General features: G+C 27.8%; 18 protein-coding genes. 16 read left to right on the top strand and 2 right to left on the bottom strand.

The window, feature by feature from the left end; translation table 11 throughout:
- Nucleotides 1-9: 9 nt before the first annotated feature.
- The gene (locus Q3304_RS06185) at nt 10-1,446 is read right to left on the bottom strand and encodes a trypsin-like peptidase domain-containing protein (RefSeq protein WP_407814638.1); all 1,437 of its coding nucleotides are present in this window, start codon (nt 1,444-1,446) and stop codon (nt 10-12) included.
- A 330-nt stretch (nt 1,447-1,776) separates the two neighbouring features.
- Here Q3304_RS06185 and Q3304_RS06180 point away from each other — a divergent pair, with 330 nt between their 5' ends.
- The 10 genes from Q3304_RS06180 (at nt 1,777) to Q3304_RS06135 (ending at nt 13,534) form a co-directional block, all read left to right on the top strand.
- A complete protein-coding gene (locus tag Q3304_RS06180) occupies nt 1,777-2,355 on the top strand; it encodes a TerD family protein (RefSeq protein WP_407814639.1) in 579 nt (192 codons plus the stop codon).
- Nucleotides 2,356-2,392: 37 nt separating this feature from the next.
- Nucleotides 2,393-2,971, top strand: a complete 579-nt coding sequence (locus tag Q3304_RS06175) for a TerD family protein (RefSeq protein WP_054270117.1) — start codon at nt 2,393-2,395, stop codon at nt 2,969-2,971.
- A gap of 84 nt (nt 2,972-3,055) precedes the next feature.
- Nucleotides 3,056-3,685 carry a TerD family protein gene (locus tag Q3304_RS06170; protein WP_054270118.1) on the top strand — a complete coding sequence of 210 codons (630 nt, stop codon included), beginning with the start codon at nt 3,056-3,058 and terminating at the stop codon, nt 3,683-3,685.
- Complete coding sequence (locus tag Q3304_RS06165; RefSeq protein WP_407814640.1) at nt 3,675-6,434, top strand: calcium-translocating P-type ATPase, PMCA-type; 2,760 nt, start codon at nt 3,675-3,677, stop codon at nt 6,432-6,434. Before Q3304_RS06170 ends, Q3304_RS06165 begins: the two co-directional genes overlap by 11 nt.
- 86 nt (nt 6,435-6,520) lie before the next feature.
- Complete coding sequence (locus Q3304_RS06160; protein ID WP_407814641.1) at nt 6,521-8,083, top strand: YceG family protein; 1,563 nt, start codon at nt 6,521-6,523, stop codon at nt 8,081-8,083.
- Nucleotides 8,084-9,220: a toxic anion resistance protein gene (locus Q3304_RS06155; RefSeq protein ID WP_054270120.1), complete on the top strand. Its 1,137-nt coding sequence runs from the start codon at nt 8,084-8,086 to the stop codon at nt 9,218-9,220.
- Nucleotides 9,221-9,280: 60 nt separating this feature from the next.
- Nucleotides 9,281-10,357, top strand: coding sequence for an HpcH/HpaI aldolase/citrate lyase family protein (locus Q3304_RS06150; protein WP_407814642.1), 1,077 nt, complete (start codon nt 9,281-9,283; stop codon nt 10,355-10,357).
- A complete protein-coding gene (locus tag Q3304_RS06145; RefSeq protein WP_054270122.1) occupies nt 10,335-11,573 on the top strand; it encodes a phosphoribosyltransferase family protein in 1,239 nt (412 codons plus the stop codon). The genes Q3304_RS06150 and Q3304_RS06145 overlap by 23 nt, the downstream gene beginning before the upstream one ends.
- Nucleotides 11,574-11,626: 53 nt before the next feature.
- Nucleotides 11,627-12,715, top strand: a complete 1,089-nt coding sequence (locus Q3304_RS06140) for a cysteine protease StiP family protein (protein ID WP_407814643.1) — start codon at nt 11,627-11,629, stop codon at nt 12,713-12,715.
- Between the two features lie 27 nt (nt 12,716-12,742).
- Nucleotides 12,743-13,534 carry an HAD family hydrolase gene (locus Q3304_RS06135; RefSeq protein ID WP_407814644.1) on the top strand — a complete coding sequence of 264 codons (792 nt, stop codon included), beginning with the start codon at nt 12,743-12,745 and terminating at the stop codon, nt 13,532-13,534.
- Between the two features lie 116 nt (nt 13,535-13,650).
- Here the strand turns inward: Q3304_RS06135 and Q3304_RS06130 are convergent, their stop codons facing one another.
- Nucleotides 13,651-14,205, bottom strand: coding sequence for a cupin domain-containing protein (locus Q3304_RS06130; protein WP_161803435.1), 555 nt, complete (start codon nt 14,203-14,205; stop codon nt 13,651-13,653).
- A 193-nt stretch (nt 14,206-14,398) separates the two neighbouring features.
- On the opposite strand from Q3304_RS06130, the gene Q3304_RS06125 reads away from it, so the two are divergent.
- The 6 genes from Q3304_RS06125 (at nt 14,399) to Q3304_RS06100 (ending at nt 20,634) form a co-directional block, all read left to right on the top strand.
- Complete coding sequence (locus Q3304_RS06125; RefSeq protein WP_054270125.1) at nt 14,399-15,601, top strand: DUF819 domain-containing protein; 1,203 nt, start codon at nt 14,399-14,401, stop codon at nt 15,599-15,601.
- 74 nt (nt 15,602-15,675) lie between these two features.
- Nucleotides 15,676-16,656: a dipeptidase gene (locus tag Q3304_RS06120; RefSeq protein ID WP_407814645.1), complete on the top strand. Its 981-nt coding sequence runs from the start codon at nt 15,676-15,678 to the stop codon at nt 16,654-16,656.
- Between the two features lie 258 nt (nt 16,657-16,914).
- Nucleotides 16,915-17,868 carry an ABC transporter permease gene (locus Q3304_RS06115; RefSeq protein ID WP_407814646.1) on the top strand — a complete coding sequence of 318 codons (954 nt, stop codon included), beginning with the start codon at nt 16,915-16,917 and terminating at the stop codon, nt 17,866-17,868.
- The gene (locus Q3304_RS06110) at nt 17,858-18,814 is read left to right on the top strand and encodes an iron chelate uptake ABC transporter family permease subunit (protein ID WP_407814647.1); all 957 of its coding nucleotides are present in this window, start codon (nt 17,858-17,860) and stop codon (nt 18,812-18,814) included. Before Q3304_RS06115 ends, Q3304_RS06110 begins: the two co-directional genes overlap by 11 nt.
- Complete coding sequence (locus tag Q3304_RS06105) at nt 18,811-19,566, top strand: ABC transporter ATP-binding protein (RefSeq protein WP_054270129.1); 756 nt, start codon at nt 18,811-18,813, stop codon at nt 19,564-19,566. Before Q3304_RS06110 ends, Q3304_RS06105 begins: the two co-directional genes overlap by 4 nt.
- Before the next feature lie 99 nt (nt 19,567-19,665).
- Nucleotides 19,666-20,634: a siderophore ABC transporter substrate-binding protein gene (locus Q3304_RS06100; RefSeq protein ID WP_407814648.1), complete on the top strand. Its 969-nt coding sequence runs from the start codon at nt 19,666-19,668 to the stop codon at nt 20,632-20,634.
- The last annotated feature ends 69 nt before the right edge of the window (nt 20,635-20,703 follow it).

Below are 20,703 nucleotides of genomic sequence, written 5' to 3'. Positions count from 1 at the left end.
CAGATACATTTATTTTATTATTTCAATAAAATTGTTGGCAAACATTTTAACAAGGTTACTTTCTACTGCTAAATTTAGATTTTGTCCATCATCATAACCAGCAGAAATCAACCCTAGTAAATTTCCAAACATATCTAAAAGTGCTCCACCTGAACTACCACTAGAGATTGGAGCTGTAAATTGTATCATTTGAACTGTTTCAAAATCACGAAAAGCTGAGATAATTCCATCTGAAACTGTATTGAAAAGACCTAAAGGGCTTCCGATTGCAACTATTTTTTGACCTCTTACAGGCTTTTTACTAACATTGATAGGTATTGGTTTACATTTTCTATCAACCTTTATTACAGCTAAATCATAATCTGTATGATACTTTATAATTTGGTAAGATGTATAAACATTATCATCATTTTCAAATCTAACTAAAAATGAGTACCCATCATTAACTACATGAAGATTTGTAAGTATATAACCTTCGCTATTTATTACTACTCCAGAACCACTCTTGAATGGTTTTTCCTCACTATTACACACAACAATCATAACGATAGAAGATGATAACATTGCAAGTTCTTCATAAGAAAGTTCTATTTCTTTATTTTGTATAGGTTTTTTAGATGTATGTTTTGTGTTAATAAAAGTACTTTCAGAGTGAGGTCTATCTGTAGACGTGTAGATTTTATTGGTATCTTCTTTATAGTTTATATTCGAAACAGATTTTTCAAAAGGTATTTCTAATATCTCTGTACTCTTTTTAGAAAGCTCAAATAGAGTAGAAAAATTTGAACATTCAGGATATAAATCAATAATATCTTTACATGGGTTTATATATAAAATATCACATCCAAGTTGTGATAAAAAATATAAGAAAAAAAGTTCTTGTCTCTTAATATTTCCAAAGTACACTATTTTTGGTGAGATATTAGTTTTTGTTTTATTATAAAATAACTTAGGTAGAAAGTATTCTATCCAACACAAAAGTTTAACAGCAAAGTTTTTAACAATAGAAGGTGTTGAATTTGGCATACTTGTATCAAATAAATCTAAGGTATTTTTAAATGCAATTTTTTTAGTCCAATCTAAAGTATCATTTTCTAGCTTGCATGGAAAGTCAATACTATATAAGTTCCAGCTGTTAAATTTGACTTTATCATAAGTATTAAAAACCTTAAGCATATTATCTGTTTGTGATTTGTCAAAACTCATATTTAAATTACTTAATCTAATATAAGGAATTTTTGGATTATTAAAAAAATAATCGTCTATCTTTTTGATTTTTTCTATGTACTTATCAATTGAATCTTCAACACCTATATATCGTGTAAAGTAGACTTCCTTAATGTATGAAGAACTTTTACTTGTATATGGCATACTAGACATAAATTCAATTAGAGGTTCATGTGATTTTTTTATTAAAATCTTTAATGGTTTAATAGTACAAAGCATATTTTTTCTCCTATAAAATAAGATGATATAATCTATTATAAAACAACTTAAAACAATATAGTACAAGAATTTTGTAGTTTCAAAATAAAATATGTACTTGTTCATACAAATGATATATAATTACATATTAAACATAGATTTTACATATTTAATAAAGTATGTAAAATCTATGTAAAAAGTAAGAAATATAAACATTTTTTTAATTATATTTTAAAAATATCAAGTAAGTTTTCTTCACAAATGAATAAAAAATGATATAATATGATTAAAGAAAAAGATAAATAATTAGCAAGATTTGTTTAGCTAAAATTAACAAGGGAGCGATAAATTATGGGTATAACATTATCAAAAGGCCAAAAGGTTGATTTAACTAAAGGAAATCCAGGCCTTAAAAATATTTTAGTTGGTTTAGGATGGGACACTAACAAGTATGATGGTGGATTTGACTTTGATTTAGATACAGCAGCATTTTTAACAGGAGCAAGTGGAAGTGTTACTAATGATGGAGATTTTGTATTTTACAATAATTTAAAACATACATCTGGAGCAGTTGAACATTTAGGTGATAACAGAACTGGTGAAGGTGATGGAGATGATGAACAAATAGTTGTTGATTTATCTAAGATTCCTGGAGAAATAAGCAAGATTTCTTTTACAGTTACAATTCATGATGCAACTGAGAGAAGACAGAATTTTGGACAAGTAAGTAATTCTTATATAAGAATAGTAGATAAAGATACGAATGAAGAGTTAATAAAGTATGAATTAGGAGAAGATTTTAGTATAGAAACTGCTATAGTAGTATCTGAAATATATAAGCATAATGGAGAATGGAAGTTTAATGCACTAGGTTCTGGTTTTGAAGGTGGTCTCGCTGCACTATGTGGAAACTTTGGAATAAACTTATAATTTCAAATATAATAATAAACTAGAGGGGGTATTTTCCATGGCTATAGTATTAAAAAAAGGACAAAAAATTGATTTAACTAAAGGAAATCCAGGTCTTAAAAATATAAAACTTGGACTAGGATGGGATACAAATTCATTTGATAGTGGATATGATTATGATTTGGATGTAAGTGTTTTCATGGTAGGAGAATCACAAAGAGTTGAAAAAGATGAAGATTTTATATTCTATAATAACTTAAAACATACATCAGGAGCAGTTGAACACTTGGGTGACAATAGAACTGGTGAAGGTGATGGAGATGACGAGGAAATACTAGTAAATTTAGATGTAATGCCAAAGCATATTCAAAAGATAGCTGTAACAGTTACAATATATGAAGCTGCCGAAAGAAGACAAAACTTTGGACAAGTAAGTAACTCATATATAAGAGTTTTAAATTCTGAAAATGACGAAGAAATATTAAGATATGACTTGGGTGAAGAATTTAGTATAGAAACTGCAATTACAGTATGTGAGATATATAAGTATAATGGAGAATGGAAGTTTAATGCAGTTGGAGCAGGTTTTGAAGGTGGCTTAGAAGCACTTTGTAGAAATTATGGATTAAATGTTTAATTTGAGTAATATAATATATTAAATATAAATAACCTATACAAAAATGTATAGGTTATATTATATAAAATTTTGTGGAGGTTTAGTATGTCGATTAATTTATCAAAAGGTGATAAAATAGATTTAAAAAAATCGAACCCTGGACTGAGTAATATACTTGTAGGTTTGGGATGGGACCCTGTGCAACAAGCAGGTGGAGGATTTTTTAAATCTCTGTTTGGTGGAGGACAAGCTGATATAGATTGTGATGCATCTGTATTTATGCTTAATCAAGAAGGAAAATTGAGTGGAATAAAAGATTTAATTTATTTTGGAAATCTAAAAAGTGCCTGTAAGTCAGTATTGCATACAGGAGACAATTTAACTGGTGAAGGTACAGGTGATGATGAACAAATTCTAGTTAATTTGGATAAGGTTCCATCAAATATTCACAAATTGTTATTTGTAGTAAACATATACAACTGTGTGGATAGAAAACAACATTTTGGTATGATAGAAAATGCCTATATAAGGGTTGAAGACCAAAATAATAAGAAAGAGATAGCCAAATATAATCTATCTGATAATTATTCTGAAAAAACTACTCTTATAGTAGGAGCTATATATAGAAAAGATGGAAGTTGGCAATTTAAAGCAATAGGTGAAGGAACAAAGGATGCGGGTCTTAAGGAAGTAATGCAAAATTTAGACAGGATTGAGTGTGCATATGGAATTTAATAATGATATCAAATATTATAATGTAGATAAAGAAGAGGTAACAGAAGACTTATCTGTTAACCCTGAAAAAGGTTTATCAGAATCAGAAGTCAAGAAAAGAAGAGAAAAGTATGGTTTAAATGAGTTTACACCAAAAGAAGAAGGAAGCTTTTGGGATGATTTAAAAGACAGTTTAAGTGAACCAATGATAGTTATTTTGATTATTGCAGCAGTAGTAAGTGCAGTAATTGGAGAAACTCATGATGCAATAGGTATAGTAGGAGCTATAGCAATAGGTATAGCAATAGGTATGATTACAGAAGGTCGTTCTAAGAAAGCAGCAGATGCTCTTTCTAAATTGACTGAAAACATAGAAGTTAAAGTATTGAGAGACGGAGAAGTACATCAAATCTCTAAAAGTGAATTGGTACCAGGAGATATAGTATATATCGAAACTGGTGACATGGTACCTGCTGATGGTAGACTTATAGAGACTATAAATCTTAAAGTTAGAGAAGATATGTTAACTGGGGAATCTGATGATGTATCTAAAAAGTGTGATGTAGTAGTTTCTATGGAAGAAATAGAATCTAAAGGAGCATTAGTAGTACAAGAGCCAATACCTGCAAAACAAATAAATATGGTATTTGGTGGTACACTTGTAGCTTATGGTAGAGGAACTCTAGTTGTAACTTCAATTGGAGATAGTAGTGAGATGGGTAAAATAGCTCAAAACTTATCAGATACAGATGAGCAAACTCCACTTCAGATAAAACTTGGAAATTTAGGTGGATTGATAGCTAAAGTTTCTAGTGCAGTAGCAGGATTATTATTTATATTTATGGTTTTCCAAATGGTAAGTAAGAATGTATTAAATGTAGACATGTCTGGAATATTACCATTTTTAGAATCAATAGACCCTGTTAAAACGGCATTTACAGTATGTGTTGCGTTAATAGTTGCAGCAGTACCAGAAGGTCTTCCAACTATGATAAATATGACACTTGCAATAACAATGCAAAAAATGGCCAAAATAAATGCATTAGTTACTAAAAAAGAAGCTTGTGAAACTATAGGTTCTGTTTCTGTAATATGTTCAGATAAAACTGGTACATTAACTGAAAATAGAATGACTGTAGAAGTTGCATATATTGATGGAAGATATATTGAAAGTTCAGAAGAAGAAATAAATAGTTATTTTGAAGAAAACTGTATGATAAACTCTACAGCTGATATAGAACATAACGATGGTGATGTTAAGTATTTGGGAAGTGCTACTGAATGTGCATTACTTTTATACTATAAAAACGTAGACTATAGAAAATTTAGAAAAGATTATAATATAGTAGCTCAAAATCCTTTTACTTCTGACTCAAAAAGGATGACTTCTGTTATGGGTAGAGATAATCATCATGTACTATTATCAAAAGGAGCACCAGAAGTTTTACTTGAGTTATGTTCACATATCCAAAGGGGAAAAGACATAGTTCCAATAACTGAAAATGTGAAACATGAAATTTTAGAAGAAATAAAAAAATTACAAATAAAATCAATGAGAACTTTAGGTTTTGCATATAAAGAAATCTCACAAGCTGAAGAAGAAGCAGCAGTAACTGCTGAAAGTGATGCTATGAATGTTAGTGCAATGGAAAGTAATTTAGTATTCAGTGGTTTTGTTGGTATAAGAGACCCACTTAGAAAAGATGTTATAGAGTCTGTAAATACAGCAAACAAAGCTGGTGTTTCTGTAAAAATGCTTACAGGAGATAATATAAATACAGCAAAAGCTATAGGTGAAGAATTAGGTTTATTAAAAGGAAATATGAGAGCAGTTGAAGCTTCATATATAGATACTTTAGATGATGAAGAATTAAAAGAAGAGATAGAAACTATCTCAATCGTTGCAAGAAGTAAGCCAGATAGTAAAATGAGAATAGTTTCAGCTTTACAAAAGAGTGGAGATGTTGTTGCAGTAACAGGTGACGGTATAAATGATGCTCCAGCACTTTCAAAAGCAGATGTTGGTATAGCAATGGGTATCTCTGGGACAGAGGTGTCTAAAAATGCAGCAGATATAATTTTAACTGATGATAGTTTTAGTACTATTGTAAAAGGTATTAAATGGGGTAGAGGAATTTATGATAACTTCCAAAGATTCGTTCAATTCCAATTAACAGTAAATGTAATTGCCTTTTTAGTGGCTATAATATCTCAGGTAATGGGGCAAGAGATGCCATTTACTACAATACAATTATTATGGGTAAACATAATTATGGATGGTCCACCAGCACTAGCATTAGGTCTAGAGCCTGTTAGAAACCATGTATTAAATAGAAAGCCTGTTGATAGAAAAGCTAATATAATTTCTAAATCAATGGTATATACGATAGTATTAAATGCAATCTATATAACGACAATACTAATGCTACAATCTACATTTAACTTCTTAGGAGTTGATGAAGCTCACAAAGGAACTGTAATGTTTGCATTGTTTGCTTTTAGTGCATTGTTTAATGCATTTAACTGTAGAGAATTTAATGCAGATAGTATTTTTCCAAACTTTACACATAACAAATTAGCATTACAAATAATAGTTTTAACAGGAATTGCGCAAGTAATATTTACTCAGCTATTCCAAGATTTCTTTAACTCTGTAGCTATGGATGTTATGACATGGGGAAAAGTTCTATGTGTAGCAGCAAGTGTAGTTGTAGTTAATGAAGTTGTAAAATGTATAATAAGACTAGTAAAACCAAAAAAGGCCGCTTAAAATAAATTTTTTAAAAAATAACAAACTGACTCAAAATATATATTTTGAGTCAGTTCTAAATAAACATTTAAATTGGGAGGATAATTATGGGCGACTCAAAGGTATTTGAAAAAATATTCTCCAGCCAATCAGACAGAGGAAATTACACTCCTTCAAAAGGATATCTAAGTTATTTTATTTCATACATTGGTTTAGAAGATGAGGTTTTGTACAATCTTGAGATATTTAAGACAAAACAAAATATTGATAGTAAAAAAGATATTGTTTTATTTACTGATGCTATAGCAAATCCTAGTGATTTTGATATTATAAATTATTTTAAAAATGGACTTAAAAAATATAGAAACAGTATGGAAGACATAGATATAAATATTTTAGGGTTCGATGAGATTGATTATAAACTAAAAAAAGCTATAGATAAAGTTTTAAAAGAGGAAGAAAAAGAATTTACTAATGATAGAGTTAAACAAAATTTTATAGTGAAAATAATGGCATGGATAAAAATCTATATCGGTGCTTTAGATATAAATAAAAATGAGGCTCCAAAAGTAATATTTTATGGGGATATAAAAAAGCATGAAGTTTATCTACTCTTAATATTGTATTTGGCAGGCTTTGATGTTTTATATCTTAATCCAAATTCAAAGAGTAATATAGATATTTTAAACATAGAAAAATACAAGGTAGAGTTTGAAGAAGCCAATATAATAGAAGAAAAAGTTACTTTTGAAGAAAGGGTTATCTTAGGAGAAAAAATAGATAAAGGTTCTGTAAAAAAAGCTTTTACTGTGGGAGCAGAAGCATCAAAACGTATAAGCGAAGAGTTATTAAATGATGCAGGATTTATAAAACCTTGGCAGCTTCAAGATAGAAAAATAAAAAATTTACTTTTAAGTTCAACTGTTGATGAAATATCAATATACTGGAATCAGCCATTAAAATTAAGACCAGGATTTAAGTTTAATGATGTTACTGTAGAAGTTCCAAATTTTCTCTCTAAGATTAATGGAATATATAATGACAAAAATGAGTATATTAAGTTTTTAGATTTATTGAGAGATTCGGAAAGTTCAACATTTATTGAATTTAATGGGGATATAGACAAATTTTCGAAAGAGTTTACAAGAGATGCTTTTAGTTTGTCTTTTTTACTGAATTCAAAAGGTGTTATAGATAAAAATTCTGTTTTAAATAATAAAGATTATTCTATTTCAACATTGGCATTAAATCAACAAATTATGATTTTAGAAAAGGTTGAAGAGTTATTAGAAGGAAATATGTTCTTAAATGGTTTAAGTGGAGAGGACAAGATAAAAGGTCTGTTTACAATACTTCATATGGATAAGAAGTTTGTTCATATGATGAATAATTTTGATTATTCTCTTATAAATCCAAAATTGATTATATATATGTACAAGAGTATAGTATTTGATAAAGAAATAGTTTTCCTTATGCTTTTACTAAGTAAAATTGGATTTGATATTATTATATTGTGTCCAGGAGGAGAAAATAATATAGAGAATGTTATAAATAACCAATTGATTGATGTACACAGATTGGATAAAATGGTATATGACCTTAGATTAAATTCACTTGAAGATGATATACCTTTACTTAAAAAAATTTTTGGAAAGAGGAGAAGATTTTAGATGGGGATAAATATAAATAGTTTTTCAAAAGATAAAAATTCTGTAGAGGTTACTGAAAATTTACCTACAGTTGTTGAAGAAGAAAATTTTGATATAATGGAATATACAAATAATAAAAAAAATGAACTGAGAAAGTCTAAGGAAGTTGAGGCATTGACGTCTCTTATAGAAGTAGAAAACCCAGATACAATTTTACAATTTGGTAGAAAAGCATCTGAAGGAGTAGCAAGGGTTTCTGATAGTCTTTTAAATACAATAAAACTAAATAGAAATGAAGAAAACTCTAAAATGTTGGTTCATTTGACTAAAATAATGGACAAGTTTGATTTAGATGATTTTCAAGAAACTAAGGAACCAAATTTTGTTCAAAAACTTTTCAAAAAAGCTAATAATGCTATTGAAATGATGTTTCAAAAATATGAAACATTGGGAGGAGAAGTTGAAAAAATCCAAATTGAACTTGAACAATATGAAAGAGATATAGCACTTTCTAATAAGCAAATAGGTTCTATGTTAAATGAGAACTTTGAGTTTTATAATGAACTTCAAAAATATATTGTTGCTGGAGAAATGGCAATAGAAGAAATGGATAACGAGATATTACCTTTCTTTAAGCAAAAATCGGAAACTAGTGGAGACCAAATGGATGTTGTTAATTATCAAGAGCTATTGAAAGTTTATGATATGTTAAATCAAAGAATATATGATTTAAGAATAGCAGAAAATATAGCCATACAGACAATACCTATGCTTAGAGGTATGCAACATAATAACTATGGTTTAATTAGAAAAATAAACAGTGCATTTGTTGTAACTTTACCAGTATTTAAACAATGTTTATCTCAAGCCATATTGCTTAAAAAGCAAGAATTGCAAGCAAAATCTCTAAAAGCACTTGATGATAAGACTAATGAATTATTGCTTAGAAATGCTCAAAATGTAAGTACTCAAAGTGCACAAATAGCTAGAATGGCTGGAACAAGCTCTGTTCAAATAGAGACATTAGAAAAAATGTATACTACTATTAAGTCTGGTATAGATGAAACTATGAGAATAGAAGAAAACAATAGAGTTTTAATTAAGGATAATACAAAGAGGTTGGAAGAATTAAATACAGCTATAATTTATAATAAGTAGTATATTAGGGGCTAATTTGTATAAAGTTGGCCCTTTCTATGTATATGAGGAGGCCATACATTGAAATATTTCGATTATATCTGCAAAGATGATTTGAAAAAAATTTTTTTGAAAGAGCCAGAAGACTTTAATGCTAAGACTGAAAAAGATGTATTGAAATATGCACTAGGTGCTTTTTTATACGTTCCAGCTACTCAATATAATATGATTTATAAGAGTATTATAGGAGATGTTAAAGGAGTTAGACCATTGGCTATTTGCTTAGAAGATGCTGTTGGGGTAAATGGAGAGTTAGAGGCTATAGAAAATCTTAGGTTAATTTTGAAAGATATTAGTGATGAAAGTATAACAAACAAAGATGGAATACCATTAATTTTTGTAAGGATAAAAGATGTGGAGCAATTGTTGAGGATTAAAGATATTATAGTTAAAAATAGTCATACTATAACAGGCATATTAATTCCTAAAGCAAATTCAGAGTTAATAGAAAATTGCATAGAAGCTTTGAGCTCTATGAATCTTCAAGATATGTATGTTATTCCAATAATAGAGACAAGGGAATTTATATATAAGGAAAGTAAAGAATTGAGTTTTAATAATTTATACAATTCTATTTTAAAACACAAGTCAAGAATACTCAGTATTAGAGTAGGTATAACTGACATATTAGGTATGTATGGCATAAGAAGAGACAAAAACTTTTCTATATATGACAATTTGATTTGCTCTTCATTTATACTAGATATAATTACGTATCTTCAAAGACCAGAGTTAGATATACCTATAAGTGGAGGAGTATCAGAGTTCTTTGATATGACAAATAAGGATATAAGAAGTAAGTATATAGAAGAAATATTGTTGGATAAATTTCATGGGTTAATTGGAAAGACAGTAATTCATCCAATGCAAATTCAGATTGTACAAGCACTATCTGCAGTGCCATATGAAGATTTTACTGATGCTTTGGATATATTGAATAGCACAAATAGCAAATATGGTGTGAGCAAAGGTGTACTAGGAGAGAGAATGAATGAGACAAATCCACATTTTTTATGGGCTAAAAAAACATTGATTCTATCTAAAATATATGGTGTATTAAATAAAGGAGTAGACTATGAAGAATTGCTTAAATTTTAATTGTGAAATTGACATTATTGATAATCCATTAAATTTAGAATTAAATGATTTTTTAGATATAGGAATAAGAAACAATAGTAAGAGACGTTTTTTATTCATATCAAAGACACTTGGTAAGCATCTAGCATGCAAACCAAGTGAGATGGATAATTTGGGAAAATTAATAGCCACAATTTATAATGAAAAAAATAAAGTAACATCAAATGGTACTGTTATAGCTTTTGCTGAAACTGGCACAGCTATTGGGCATAGTTTTTTTGATTACTTATGTGGAGAATACGAATTTATTCACACTACTAGAGAACAGTTTGATGAGTTAGAGAATCTAGAATTTTTAGAGGAACATTCTCATGCAACAGACCAAAATCTATACTTTGGAATGCTTAACAACTTCAAAACTGGAGATGAGGTGATATTAGTTGATGATGAGATTACCACAGCTAATACATGTATGAATATAATTAGGAAGATTCAAAGTATTTATCCTAAAAAGAAGTACACAATATGTTCCATACTTAATTGGGTGAGTGATGAAAACTTAAGAAAAGTTACTCATTTAGAAAAAGAACTAGATTGTAAGATAGAATTTGTATACTTATTTAAAGGAAACTTTGATTTTGATATAAATGAAGATATTATTTCAAATTACAATGATAATTATAATACTGCTGAGTCACAATCTATTTCAAATGATAAAGTAAACTTAGTAGTAAATCACATTAATGTTGACCTAGAAGATTATATTGGGAATAAGAAATACGTAAAATATACAGGTAGATTTGGAATCAATAGAAGAGAACAGTTTAGATTAAAAGAAATTGTAAAGAGAGAAAGCAAAAAAATAACTATGGATAATAAAGAATCTTTAAAAAATGAAAATGAAAAGATTCTATTTTTAGGTACTGAAGAATTTATGTATATACCAATGTTGTTTGCTAAAGAAAAAGAAAATCAATATGATGTGTACTATCATTCAACAACAAGAAGTCCAATTATTGATATTGAAAAAAATAATTATCCTATTAGAAGTAAGTTTAAATTAAAGAGTTTTTATAATATAGATGTTCAAAATTATATTTATAATATAGATAAACATAATTTTTCTAAATGTTATTTATTTGTAGAGTTAAATAAGAGTAAAAATTCTTATCTGGAATTTATTGATATAATTAAAAATACAAGTATAAAAGAACTTACTATAGTATGTTGTAGCTAAATGCTTTAAGGAGAGTAAGATATATCACAGTTTTAAGATAGGAGTTGAATCATATGGCAGATTTTAGCACGTATTCTAAGGATGATGTTATCTTTTTATTAAAAGATATATCAAATTTAATTAAAGAAGAAGGAAATAAAGAGAGAGAATTAAAAATACAAAGTGGTAGTCATTATTCAGAAATGATACCAATAGAGTATGAAGTTAGTAAAGATTATCTGAATTTATATCATGATAAACTAGAGCAAAATAAAGATAAGCTTGCATTTTCAATAGGGGTTATGTGTGAAAAAATAATTAAAAAAAATGGGAATGATGTGGTTTTAGTTTCACTTGCTAGAGCAGGTACACCTATTGGAATTCTGGCAAAGAGATATCTGAAAAACAAGTATAATCTAAATTTACCTCATTATACAATCTCTATAATAAGAGATAAAGGAATAGATATGAATGCAGTTGAATATATAGTAAAGAATCATCCAAATTCAGAGATTCAATTTTTAGATGGTTGGACTGGAAAAGGAACTATATCAAAAGAACTTGAAAAGGCATGTGATGAGCTTAATAGTAAATTTAAAAAAACTTTTGACTCAACCCTTGCTGTATTGGCTGACCCTGCTGGATATTCAGGTCTTTATGGAATTAGAGAAGATTTCTTAATACCAAGTGCATGTTTAAATTCAACTGTTTCTGGATTAATAAGTAGAACTGTATTAAGAGATGATTTAATTGGTAAAGATGATTTTCATGGAGCTAAGTTCTATAAACATTTAAAAGATAAAGACGAATCTATAAATTATATAGAAACTATAGAAGCATGTTTTAAAAATCAATTTAAGAACATATCTGATGAAGTTAATAAATGGGAAAGTGATATTATAACAAAAGATGGGTATTTTGATGTTTTAAATATAAAGGAAAAGTACAACATAACAGACATTAATTTTATCAAACCAGGTGTTGGAGAAACAACAAGAGTTTTACTTAGAAGAGTTCCATATAAGATTCTAGTTAAAGACTTAAATGATAAATCTTTAGAGCACATATTTATATTAGCTAAAGAGAAAAATGTTGAAGTTGAACAAATGGACTTAAAAGCATATAAATGTTGTGGAATAATAAAAAATATGAAAGATATTTAGAAAATATATTAGACAGGAGAATACTGAATGATTGTTTTTTCAGACTTAGACAGGAGTATTATTTACTCTGATAAATTTTTAGACACTGATAAGAAATATACTAATATAGAAATTTATAGAGAAAAAGAAATATCTTATATATCTTTAGATACTATAAATTTAATAAAGCAAATACAATATTATGGTATGTTTATACCTACAACTACTAGAACAGTAGAGCAATTTAAGCGTATAGAATTTAATCAATATGGGATTCACTTTCCATTTAGTATAACTTCAAATGGAGCAATTATACTTAAAAATAATGAAATATTAAAATCGTGGAGTAAAGAAATAGATAAATTAAAGTCTAACTATGAACCCATTGAAAGTATGATTGTAAAATTTAAAGATTATCTGAATGTAGAAGGAATAACCAACTTTAAAGTTGCAGAAGATACATTTTTTTATATAGTTGTTGATTTTGCAAAATTTAATTTGGATTCAATCAGGGAGTATCTAGATATATTGGAATCAAAAAATTGGAAATTCTATGTTAGTGGCAGAAAAATCTATTTTATACCAAAAGAAATCTCAAAAGAAAATGCTATAAAGTATTTGACTAAGGAATTAAAAATAGAGTCTTTTTATGCAATAGGAGATTCTGTTATGGATTATGGTATGCTCAATATTTCAAATAAAGCATATGTATTAAAGCATGGTGATATAAATAAAAATGAAACAGAAAGTTCATTTATATCGAGTACTTTTAATGGAATGAGTGGAACAGAAGAGATACTATCTAATATTTTAGATGAAAGTTGTCTGCTTAATATATAATAATAAATATATATAATTAATAAACTAAAAAAATCTGAAATAAATTAGAATAAAATTTGTCATACTAATTTATTTCAGATTTTTATTAATTTATATTCAAGTAAGAGTTCAATATATTAAAATGAAGGTGGAGTCATTGCCCAAACTGAGATACATACATCATCATCATAATTTTCATATACATGTGGAATAGTACTATTAAAATAAAAACTATCTCCTTCTTCTAGTACATATTCCTTATTTCCAAGTATTATCTTCATTTTTCCTTTTATTATATAACCACATTCTTCCCCTTCATGTGTTACAAATTCACTACTTTTTTTTGTATGACCATCTAGCGTAACAAGTAAAAATTCTATTTTCTTACCAGATAAATTAGGAACAAGAAGTTCATAAAATTTTGTAGAATCATTAGTTACTATTTTTTTTCTATTGTTTTTCTTTACTACTATATCAGAGTCTTCTTTTCCAATCTCATCAAAAAAATAACCTATATTTATATCAAGAGCTTTTGATATTTTCCACATTGCTACAATTGATGGAACAACCATATTTCGCTCAATTTGACTTATTAAACCCGTACTTAAATCCGAGTTCTTTGCTAAAGTAGAGATACTGATATTTTTAGATTTTCTAAGAGCTCTAATTTTACTTCCGACATCTATATTCATTAGATACAAACCCCCTTAGACATGATTATAACATATAATTTCTAAAGAGTAATAAAATAAAAAAGTTTTATTATTCATGTATTTTCCATGTTATATTGAATTTTCTGAAAAGATGGATTATAATAAAACTAATATTCAATATATTGAATATTGATTTGAATATTTTAATTTAATGAAATAGGAGGTAGGTAAGATGAAGAGTTTTGTAAGTCCTGATAATATTTGGGTACTATGGGCAGTCATAACTGGATGGGCAGCATTTAGTATTTATCTGGAACAAAAGTACAACTGGGCATCGAAAATATCAGGGGCAATAATAGCTCTTGTAGGAGCCATGTTACTATCAAATCTAAATATCATACCAGTAGAGTCTGTTGTGTATGACCAGGTATGGGGATATGTTGTTCCTTTAGCTATAGCTTTACTGTTATATCAATGTAACATTAAAAAGATATGGAAAGAAAGTGGAAGATTACTTGTAATATTTCTTGTAGGCTCTGTAGGAACTGTTCTTGGAGCTATGGTTGGATTTTTACTATTAAAAAATGCAGTACCAGATTTAAATATTGTTGCAGCTATGATGACGGGTTCTTATATAGGTGGAAATGTAAACTTCGCAGCCATGTCAGGAGCATTTAATGCACCTGGAGAATTAGTATCAGCAACAGTTGTAGCAGATAATCTTTTAATGGCTTTATATTTCTTTGTTTTAATAGCTATCCCATCCATTGGATTTTTTAGAAAACATTTTAAACATCCACATGTAGATGAGATGGAACGTACTGATGTAACTGAAGGAGAAACAATAGCAGCAAACTATTGGGGAAGAAAAGAAATATCTTTAAAAGATATAGCAATAGCTATTGGTAGTGCCTTTATAATTGTTGCAGTATCTGTAGAGTTATCAACTTGGTTCAAAGCTATAATACCAACATCAAATCCTTTTTTAGCAATGTTAAATACTCTATTCGGTAATCAATATTTAATAATAACTACTTTGACTATGTTATTTGCTACCTTTATGCCTAAATTCTTTAGTGATATAAAAGGAGCACAAGAGATAGGTACATTTTTGATTTATATTTTCTTTGTAGTAGTAGGTGTTCCTGCTTCTATAACATTAATAATTCAAAAATCACCACTACTACTTTTATACTGTGGAATAATGGTACTAATAAATATGTTAGTTACATTTATAGTTGCCAAAATATTTAAATTTAGTTTAGAAGAAGCCATTCTTGCATCTAATGCAAATATTGGTGGACCTACAACAGCAGCAGCTATGGCAATATCAAAAGGCTGGTCTAAACTAGTAGGACCAATACTTATAGTTGGAACATTTGGATACATAGTTGGTAATTATTTTGGCCTTTTAGTGGGAAATATTTTAATATAATTTTAATTTAATATAGTTTTTCGTGAACTAAAAAGTTTATTTTGATAAAGATTTTTATTTAACTGGAGGTTGTTATGATTTTCGATGGACATTCAGATACTTGGGCAGATGTAACAATAAGAAGACTTAACGGGGAGAAAGATGTATTTAGAAGAATTCATCTTGATAATTTTAAAAGGGCAAATATAGAAGGAGCTATTTTTGTAATATGGATAGACCCTCCATATGATAAGGAACCTGAAAAAAGAGTTAAACAAATTGTAAATTCCATAAAAGATGAAATTGAAGATATGAAAGATATTGTAAATATAGTAAAAAAATATTCTGATATAAGTAAAGGTATAAGTGAAAATAAAATAAATATTTTAATTGGAATAGAAGGATTAAGTCATATTGGAAAAAATATAGATTTAATAGATTATTTTTACAAGGAAGTTGGAGCAAGACATGCATCGTTAACTTGGAATGAGCAAAATGAACTTGCTACAGGATGTTTAGGAGATAAGAACAGAGGTCTAACTGATATAGGGAAAAAAGCAGTAAATAAGATGGAAGAATTGGGCATGATTGTGGATGTATCACATCTGAATGACAAGTCATTTTGGGATTTGATGTCTATTGTAAGTAAGCCAGTAATAGCTTCTCATTCCAACGCAAGAAATCTATGTGATGCTAAAAGAAATCTTACAGATGCTCAATTAAAAGAAATTTCAAAGACAGGTGGATTAGTAGGAATAAATAGTTTTAGAGGATTTACTAATAGTAATCCCAAAAAACAAGATTTGATGCACTTAGTTGACCATATAGACTATATGGTAAATCTTATAGGTATAGAACATGTATCTTTTGGGTTTGACTTTAGTGACTACTTGGGGACAGAAACTATAGGTTCTTTTACTGAAAATGCCAGTATTCCAAGTGTAGATGGTCTTGAGAGTACACATACAGCACATAATATAATAGTAGAACTTGAAAATAGAGGTTATAAAAAAAGAGATATAGATTTAATTTCTAGTGGTAATTTTTATAGACTCTTTAAAGATATATTAAAATAATATAATGAATAGCTTAAACGTATAAGATATTTATTATATTTAATGTAACATATACATATTTAAATTAGCATTTATAATTTATTTTATTAAATTGAATTTTAATGTTACTAGAAGTTTCAATTCTAGTAACATTTTTTATATGTAAAACAAAAAAAAATATATATCTATTGACAATGATAATTATTATTGATAAACTGTAAAAGTAAAAAATGATAATAATTATCATTTTAAAAAAAGAAAAGTTTTTAAGGAGGGAGAATGAAAAAAAGGTATTTAGTCATAGGAATAATAATTTTGTCTTATTTTTCTTTATTTATAGGAGCTGAAGATATAAATATAATGCATCTATTTGCAAAAAATCAACATAAACTTATGGTATTTGTTATGAGTAGGATACCAAGATTGATAAGTATATTGATTGCAGGTGTAGGGATGAGTATAGCAGGTCTTATAATGCAACAGATAAGTAAAAATAAATTTGTATCACCTACAACAGGGGCTACAATAGATGCAGCTCAATTTGGTATAGTAATTTGTATGCTTTTAATACCAACTGCGTCCATTCTTACAAAGACCATAATAGCATTTGTATTTTCTCTTATAGGGACTTTTATGTTTATGAAAATAATAAGCAGATTACAATTTAAAAATATAATTTTCGTACCATTAGTAGGTATAATGTTTGGAAATATAATAGGTTCTATGACAGATTTTATTGCATATAAATACGATTTGAGTCAAAATATAAGTTCTTGGATGCAAGGTGACTTTTCTATGATACTTAAAGGAAATTATGAGATATTATACATCACAATACCTCTTATAATATTAGCATATGTCTATGCAAATAAATTTACTGTTGTTGGCATGGGCATAGATTTTGCAACAAACTTAGGGTTGAGCTACAAAAAGGTTGTTAATATAGGTTTGGTAATAGTGGCCCTTGTCACAGTATGTGTAGTCGTTACAGCTGGTAATATACCTTTTATAGGTCTAATAGTTCCAAACATTGTGTCCTTATATATGGGTGATAATATAAGAGCAAACATATGGTATACTGGTTTATTTGGAGCTATATTTGTGCTTATATGCGATATTTTTGGAAGGATAATTATTTATCCATATGAAATATCTATAGGACTTACAGTTGGAGTCATAGGAAGTATACTATTCCTTTATTTGATACTAAGGAGGAATGTAAATGAAGCTTAGTCTTAATAAGAAAATTTATTTCATTAGTATATTACTATTAATATCAATAGTGATTTTTACAATTTATGGAATAGATATGAATAATATAGATTATGCACTATCACAAAGAATACCAAAAATACTTGCTATGATATTAGGTGGAGGGTGTATAGCATTTACTACTGTAGTGTTTCAAACAATTACAAACAATCAAATACTAACACCAAGCGTATTAGGATTGGATTCATTATATGTAATGATTCAAACTATAATAGTATTTATATTTGGTTCAACTAGCAGTTTGATTATTAATGAAAATTATAATTTTATTGTAAATGTTGCTGTTATGATTGGAGCATCAATGTTATTATATAAGACATTATTTGAAAAAAATAAAAATAATATTTTCTTTTTAATCCTAGTAGGTATGATATTTGGAACATTATTTAAAAGTGCAACAACCTTTATTCAAGTAATGATAGACCCAAATGAATTTCTAGCTTTACAAACTAGTATAATGGCCAGTTTAAATAATATAAATACTAATGTACTTTTAATAGCATTTATAATAATTATTGGCATGATACCTTTTATATATGACGAAATAAAGTATTTAGATGTATTATCATTGGGTAGAGAGCAATCAATTAATTTAGGTGTAGATTTTGATAAAGTAGTTAAAAAAATGATAATAGTAATAGCAATTTTAGTTTCAATATCAACAGCACTTATTGGTCCAATGACATTTTTAGGGCTTTTACTTGCTAATATATCTAGAGAAGTTTTTAAAACGTATAAGCATACATATTTAATTTTTGGTTCTATGCTAATAGGCATGATTACATTAATAATTGGTCAATTTTTTATACAACATGTATTTAAATTTGATACTACTTTGAGTGTAGTAATAAATTTCATAGGAGGAATTTACTTTATTCAGTTATTGTTAAAGGGGGCAAATAAGTGATAGAAATAAGAAATATATTTAAAAAATATAAGAACAAAAATGTTGTAGAAGATGTTTCTTTTAATATAGAGAAAGGAAAGATAACTTCTTTTATAGGACCAAATGGAGCTGGGAAAAGTACTGTATTATCAATAGTAACAAGGCTTATAGGTGGTGATAGTGGCGAAGTAATAATAGAAGGAAAAAACTTAGCTAGCTACACTAACAAGGAATTAGCTAAAAAAATAGCTATTCTTAAACAATCTAATAATATAACCTTAAGGCTCACAATAAGGGAATTGGTTGGGTTTGGAAGATTTCCGTATAGTGAAGGAAATCTAACTAAAGAGGATGAGAAGTATATTGACGAAGCGATAGAATATATGAAATTGACTGATATACAACATAAATATCTAGATGAGTTGAGTGGAGGTCAGAGACAAAGAGCCTATATAGCAATGGTAATAGCCCAAGATACAGAGTATATATTGCTTGATGAACCACTTAATAATTTAGATATGAATCATTCAGTTCAGATGATGAAAGTGCTTAGAGACCTTTGTGATGACCTAGATAAGACTATAGTGTTAGTAATGCATGATATAAACTTCGCATCATGCTATTCAGATAATATAGTTGCATTAAAAAATGGAAAAATAGAGAAGGTAGGTCGTACAGATGAGATAGTCAATGAAAAAGTTTTAGAAGATATTTATGAGATGAATTTCAATATTAAAAATATAAATGGAAATCGAATTTGTATTTATTTTTAACGAATCATCTATAAAATTCAAAGTATTATATAAAAACAAACGAATTTTATAAAAATTTAAATTAAAATAGACATCAATAAGAAAGAGGGAGATATCAGCATGAATAAAAAAGTAGCAATAGTAGCCACAGTGGTAATAGTAGTATTGGTGACAGTATTTGCATTAGGTGGAGGCAAAAAAAATGAATCTAAGACATCAGATAATTCAAATGATACTGTAAAGATAACTCATAGTTTGGGAGAAACAGATGTAAAGCTAAATCCTAAGAAGGTAGTAGTATTTGATTATTCAGCTCTAGATACAATGGATACGTTAGGAGTAGGAGAGAGCTTAGTAGGACTTCCAAAATCAAGTTTGCCAACATCTTTAGAAAAATATAAAGATGAAAAATATGCAGATTTAGGAGGATTGAAAGAACCAGACTTAGAAGGTATAAAATCAGCAAATCCAGATTTAATTATAATAAATGGAAGACAAGAAGATTTTTATGAGCAATTATCGAAAATAGCACCAACAATAAGTACAAGTAAAGATGATAAGAAGTATTTGGATTCTGTTAAAAATAATATAGATAAAATAGGAAAAATATTTGGAGTGGAAGAAAAAGCTAATCAAGAATTTAGTAAAATTGAAAAGAAGATAGAGACTTTAAATAAAAAAGTAAAAGAAAAAAACTTAAATGCTTTAACCCTAATGGTAAATGAAGGTAATTTAAGTGTATTTGGTGAAGAATCAAGATTTAGTATATTATACAATAGTTTTGGATTTGAAAATAAAGATAAAAATATAAAAGAATCAAGTCATGGTCAAAATATTACTTTTGAGTATATAGCTAAACAAAATCCAGAAGTTATGTTTGTTATAGATAGAGGAATAGCTACAGGTAGTGATGTAAAAGAGGGTTCAACAGCAAAGTCTGTTTTAAATAATGATATAATAAAATCTATGGATGCATATAAAAATGATAATATAATCTATCTGGATTCACCAACATGGTATGTGAATGATGGATGTCTAACTTCTTTAAATAAAATGATAGATGATGCATCACAAGCAGTTAATAAGTAAATCTATTATTTACAATAAACATGTTTTATTTATTACTTATTTAATCAGCCACTTTAAGTGGCTGATTTT

Source organism: Clostridioides sp. GD02377 (assembly GCF_045899875.1).
GTDB classification, from domain to species: Bacteria; Bacillota; Clostridia; order Peptostreptococcales; family Peptostreptococcaceae; genus Clostridioides; species Clostridioides difficile_A.
Note: the sequence above shows the minus strand (reverse complement) of the source record. Positions and strands in the feature narration are given on the sequence as shown.

Bases quoted from the DNA above. Each gene is read 5' to 3' on its own strand.
- Q3304_RS06185 (WP_407814638.1), bottom strand. From the start codon at position 1,446: ATGCTTTGTACTATTAAACCATTAAAGATTTTAATAAAAAAATCACAT.
- Q3304_RS06180 (WP_407814639.1), top strand. From the start codon at position 1,777: ATGGGTATAACATTATCAAAAGGCCAAAAGGTTGATTTAACTAAAGGA.
- Q3304_RS06175 (WP_054270117.1), top strand. From the start codon at position 2,393: ATGGCTATAGTATTAAAAAAAGGACAAAAAATTGATTTAACTAAAGGA.
- Q3304_RS06170 (WP_054270118.1), top strand. From the start codon at position 3,056: ATGTCGATTAATTTATCAAAAGGTGATAAAATAGATTTAAAAAAATCG.
- Q3304_RS06165 (WP_407814640.1), top strand. From the start codon at position 3,675: ATGGAATTTAATAATGATATCAAATATTATAATGTAGATAAAGAAGAG.
- Q3304_RS06160 (WP_407814641.1), top strand. From the start codon at position 6,521: ATGGGCGACTCAAAGGTATTTGAAAAAATATTCTCCAGCCAATCAGAC.
- Q3304_RS06155 (WP_054270120.1), top strand. From the start codon at position 8,084: ATGGGGATAAATATAAATAGTTTTTCAAAAGATAAAAATTCTGTAGAG.
- Q3304_RS06145 (WP_054270122.1), top strand. From the start codon at position 10,335: ATGAAGAATTGCTTAAATTTTAATTGTGAAATTGACATTATTGATAAT.
- Q3304_RS06140 (WP_407814643.1), top strand. From the start codon at position 11,627: ATGGCAGATTTTAGCACGTATTCTAAGGATGATGTTATCTTTTTATTA.
- Q3304_RS06135 (WP_407814644.1), top strand. From the start codon at position 12,743: ATGATTGTTTTTTCAGACTTAGACAGGAGTATTATTTACTCTGATAAA.
- Q3304_RS06130 (WP_161803435.1), bottom strand. From the start codon at position 14,205: ATGAATATAGATGTCGGAAGTAAAATTAGAGCTCTTAGAAAATCTAAA.
- Q3304_RS06125 (WP_054270125.1), top strand. From the start codon at position 14,399: ATGAAGAGTTTTGTAAGTCCTGATAATATTTGGGTACTATGGGCAGTC.
- Q3304_RS06120 (WP_407814645.1), top strand. From the start codon at position 15,676: ATGATTTTCGATGGACATTCAGATACTTGGGCAGATGTAACAATAAGA.
- Q3304_RS06115 (WP_407814646.1), top strand. From the start codon at position 16,915: ATGAAAAAAAGGTATTTAGTCATAGGAATAATAATTTTGTCTTATTTT.
- Q3304_RS06110 (WP_407814647.1), top strand. From the start codon at position 17,858: ATGAAGCTTAGTCTTAATAAGAAAATTTATTTCATTAGTATATTACTA.
- Q3304_RS06100 (WP_407814648.1), top strand. From the start codon at position 19,666: ATGAATAAAAAAGTAGCAATAGTAGCCACAGTGGTAATAGTAGTATTG.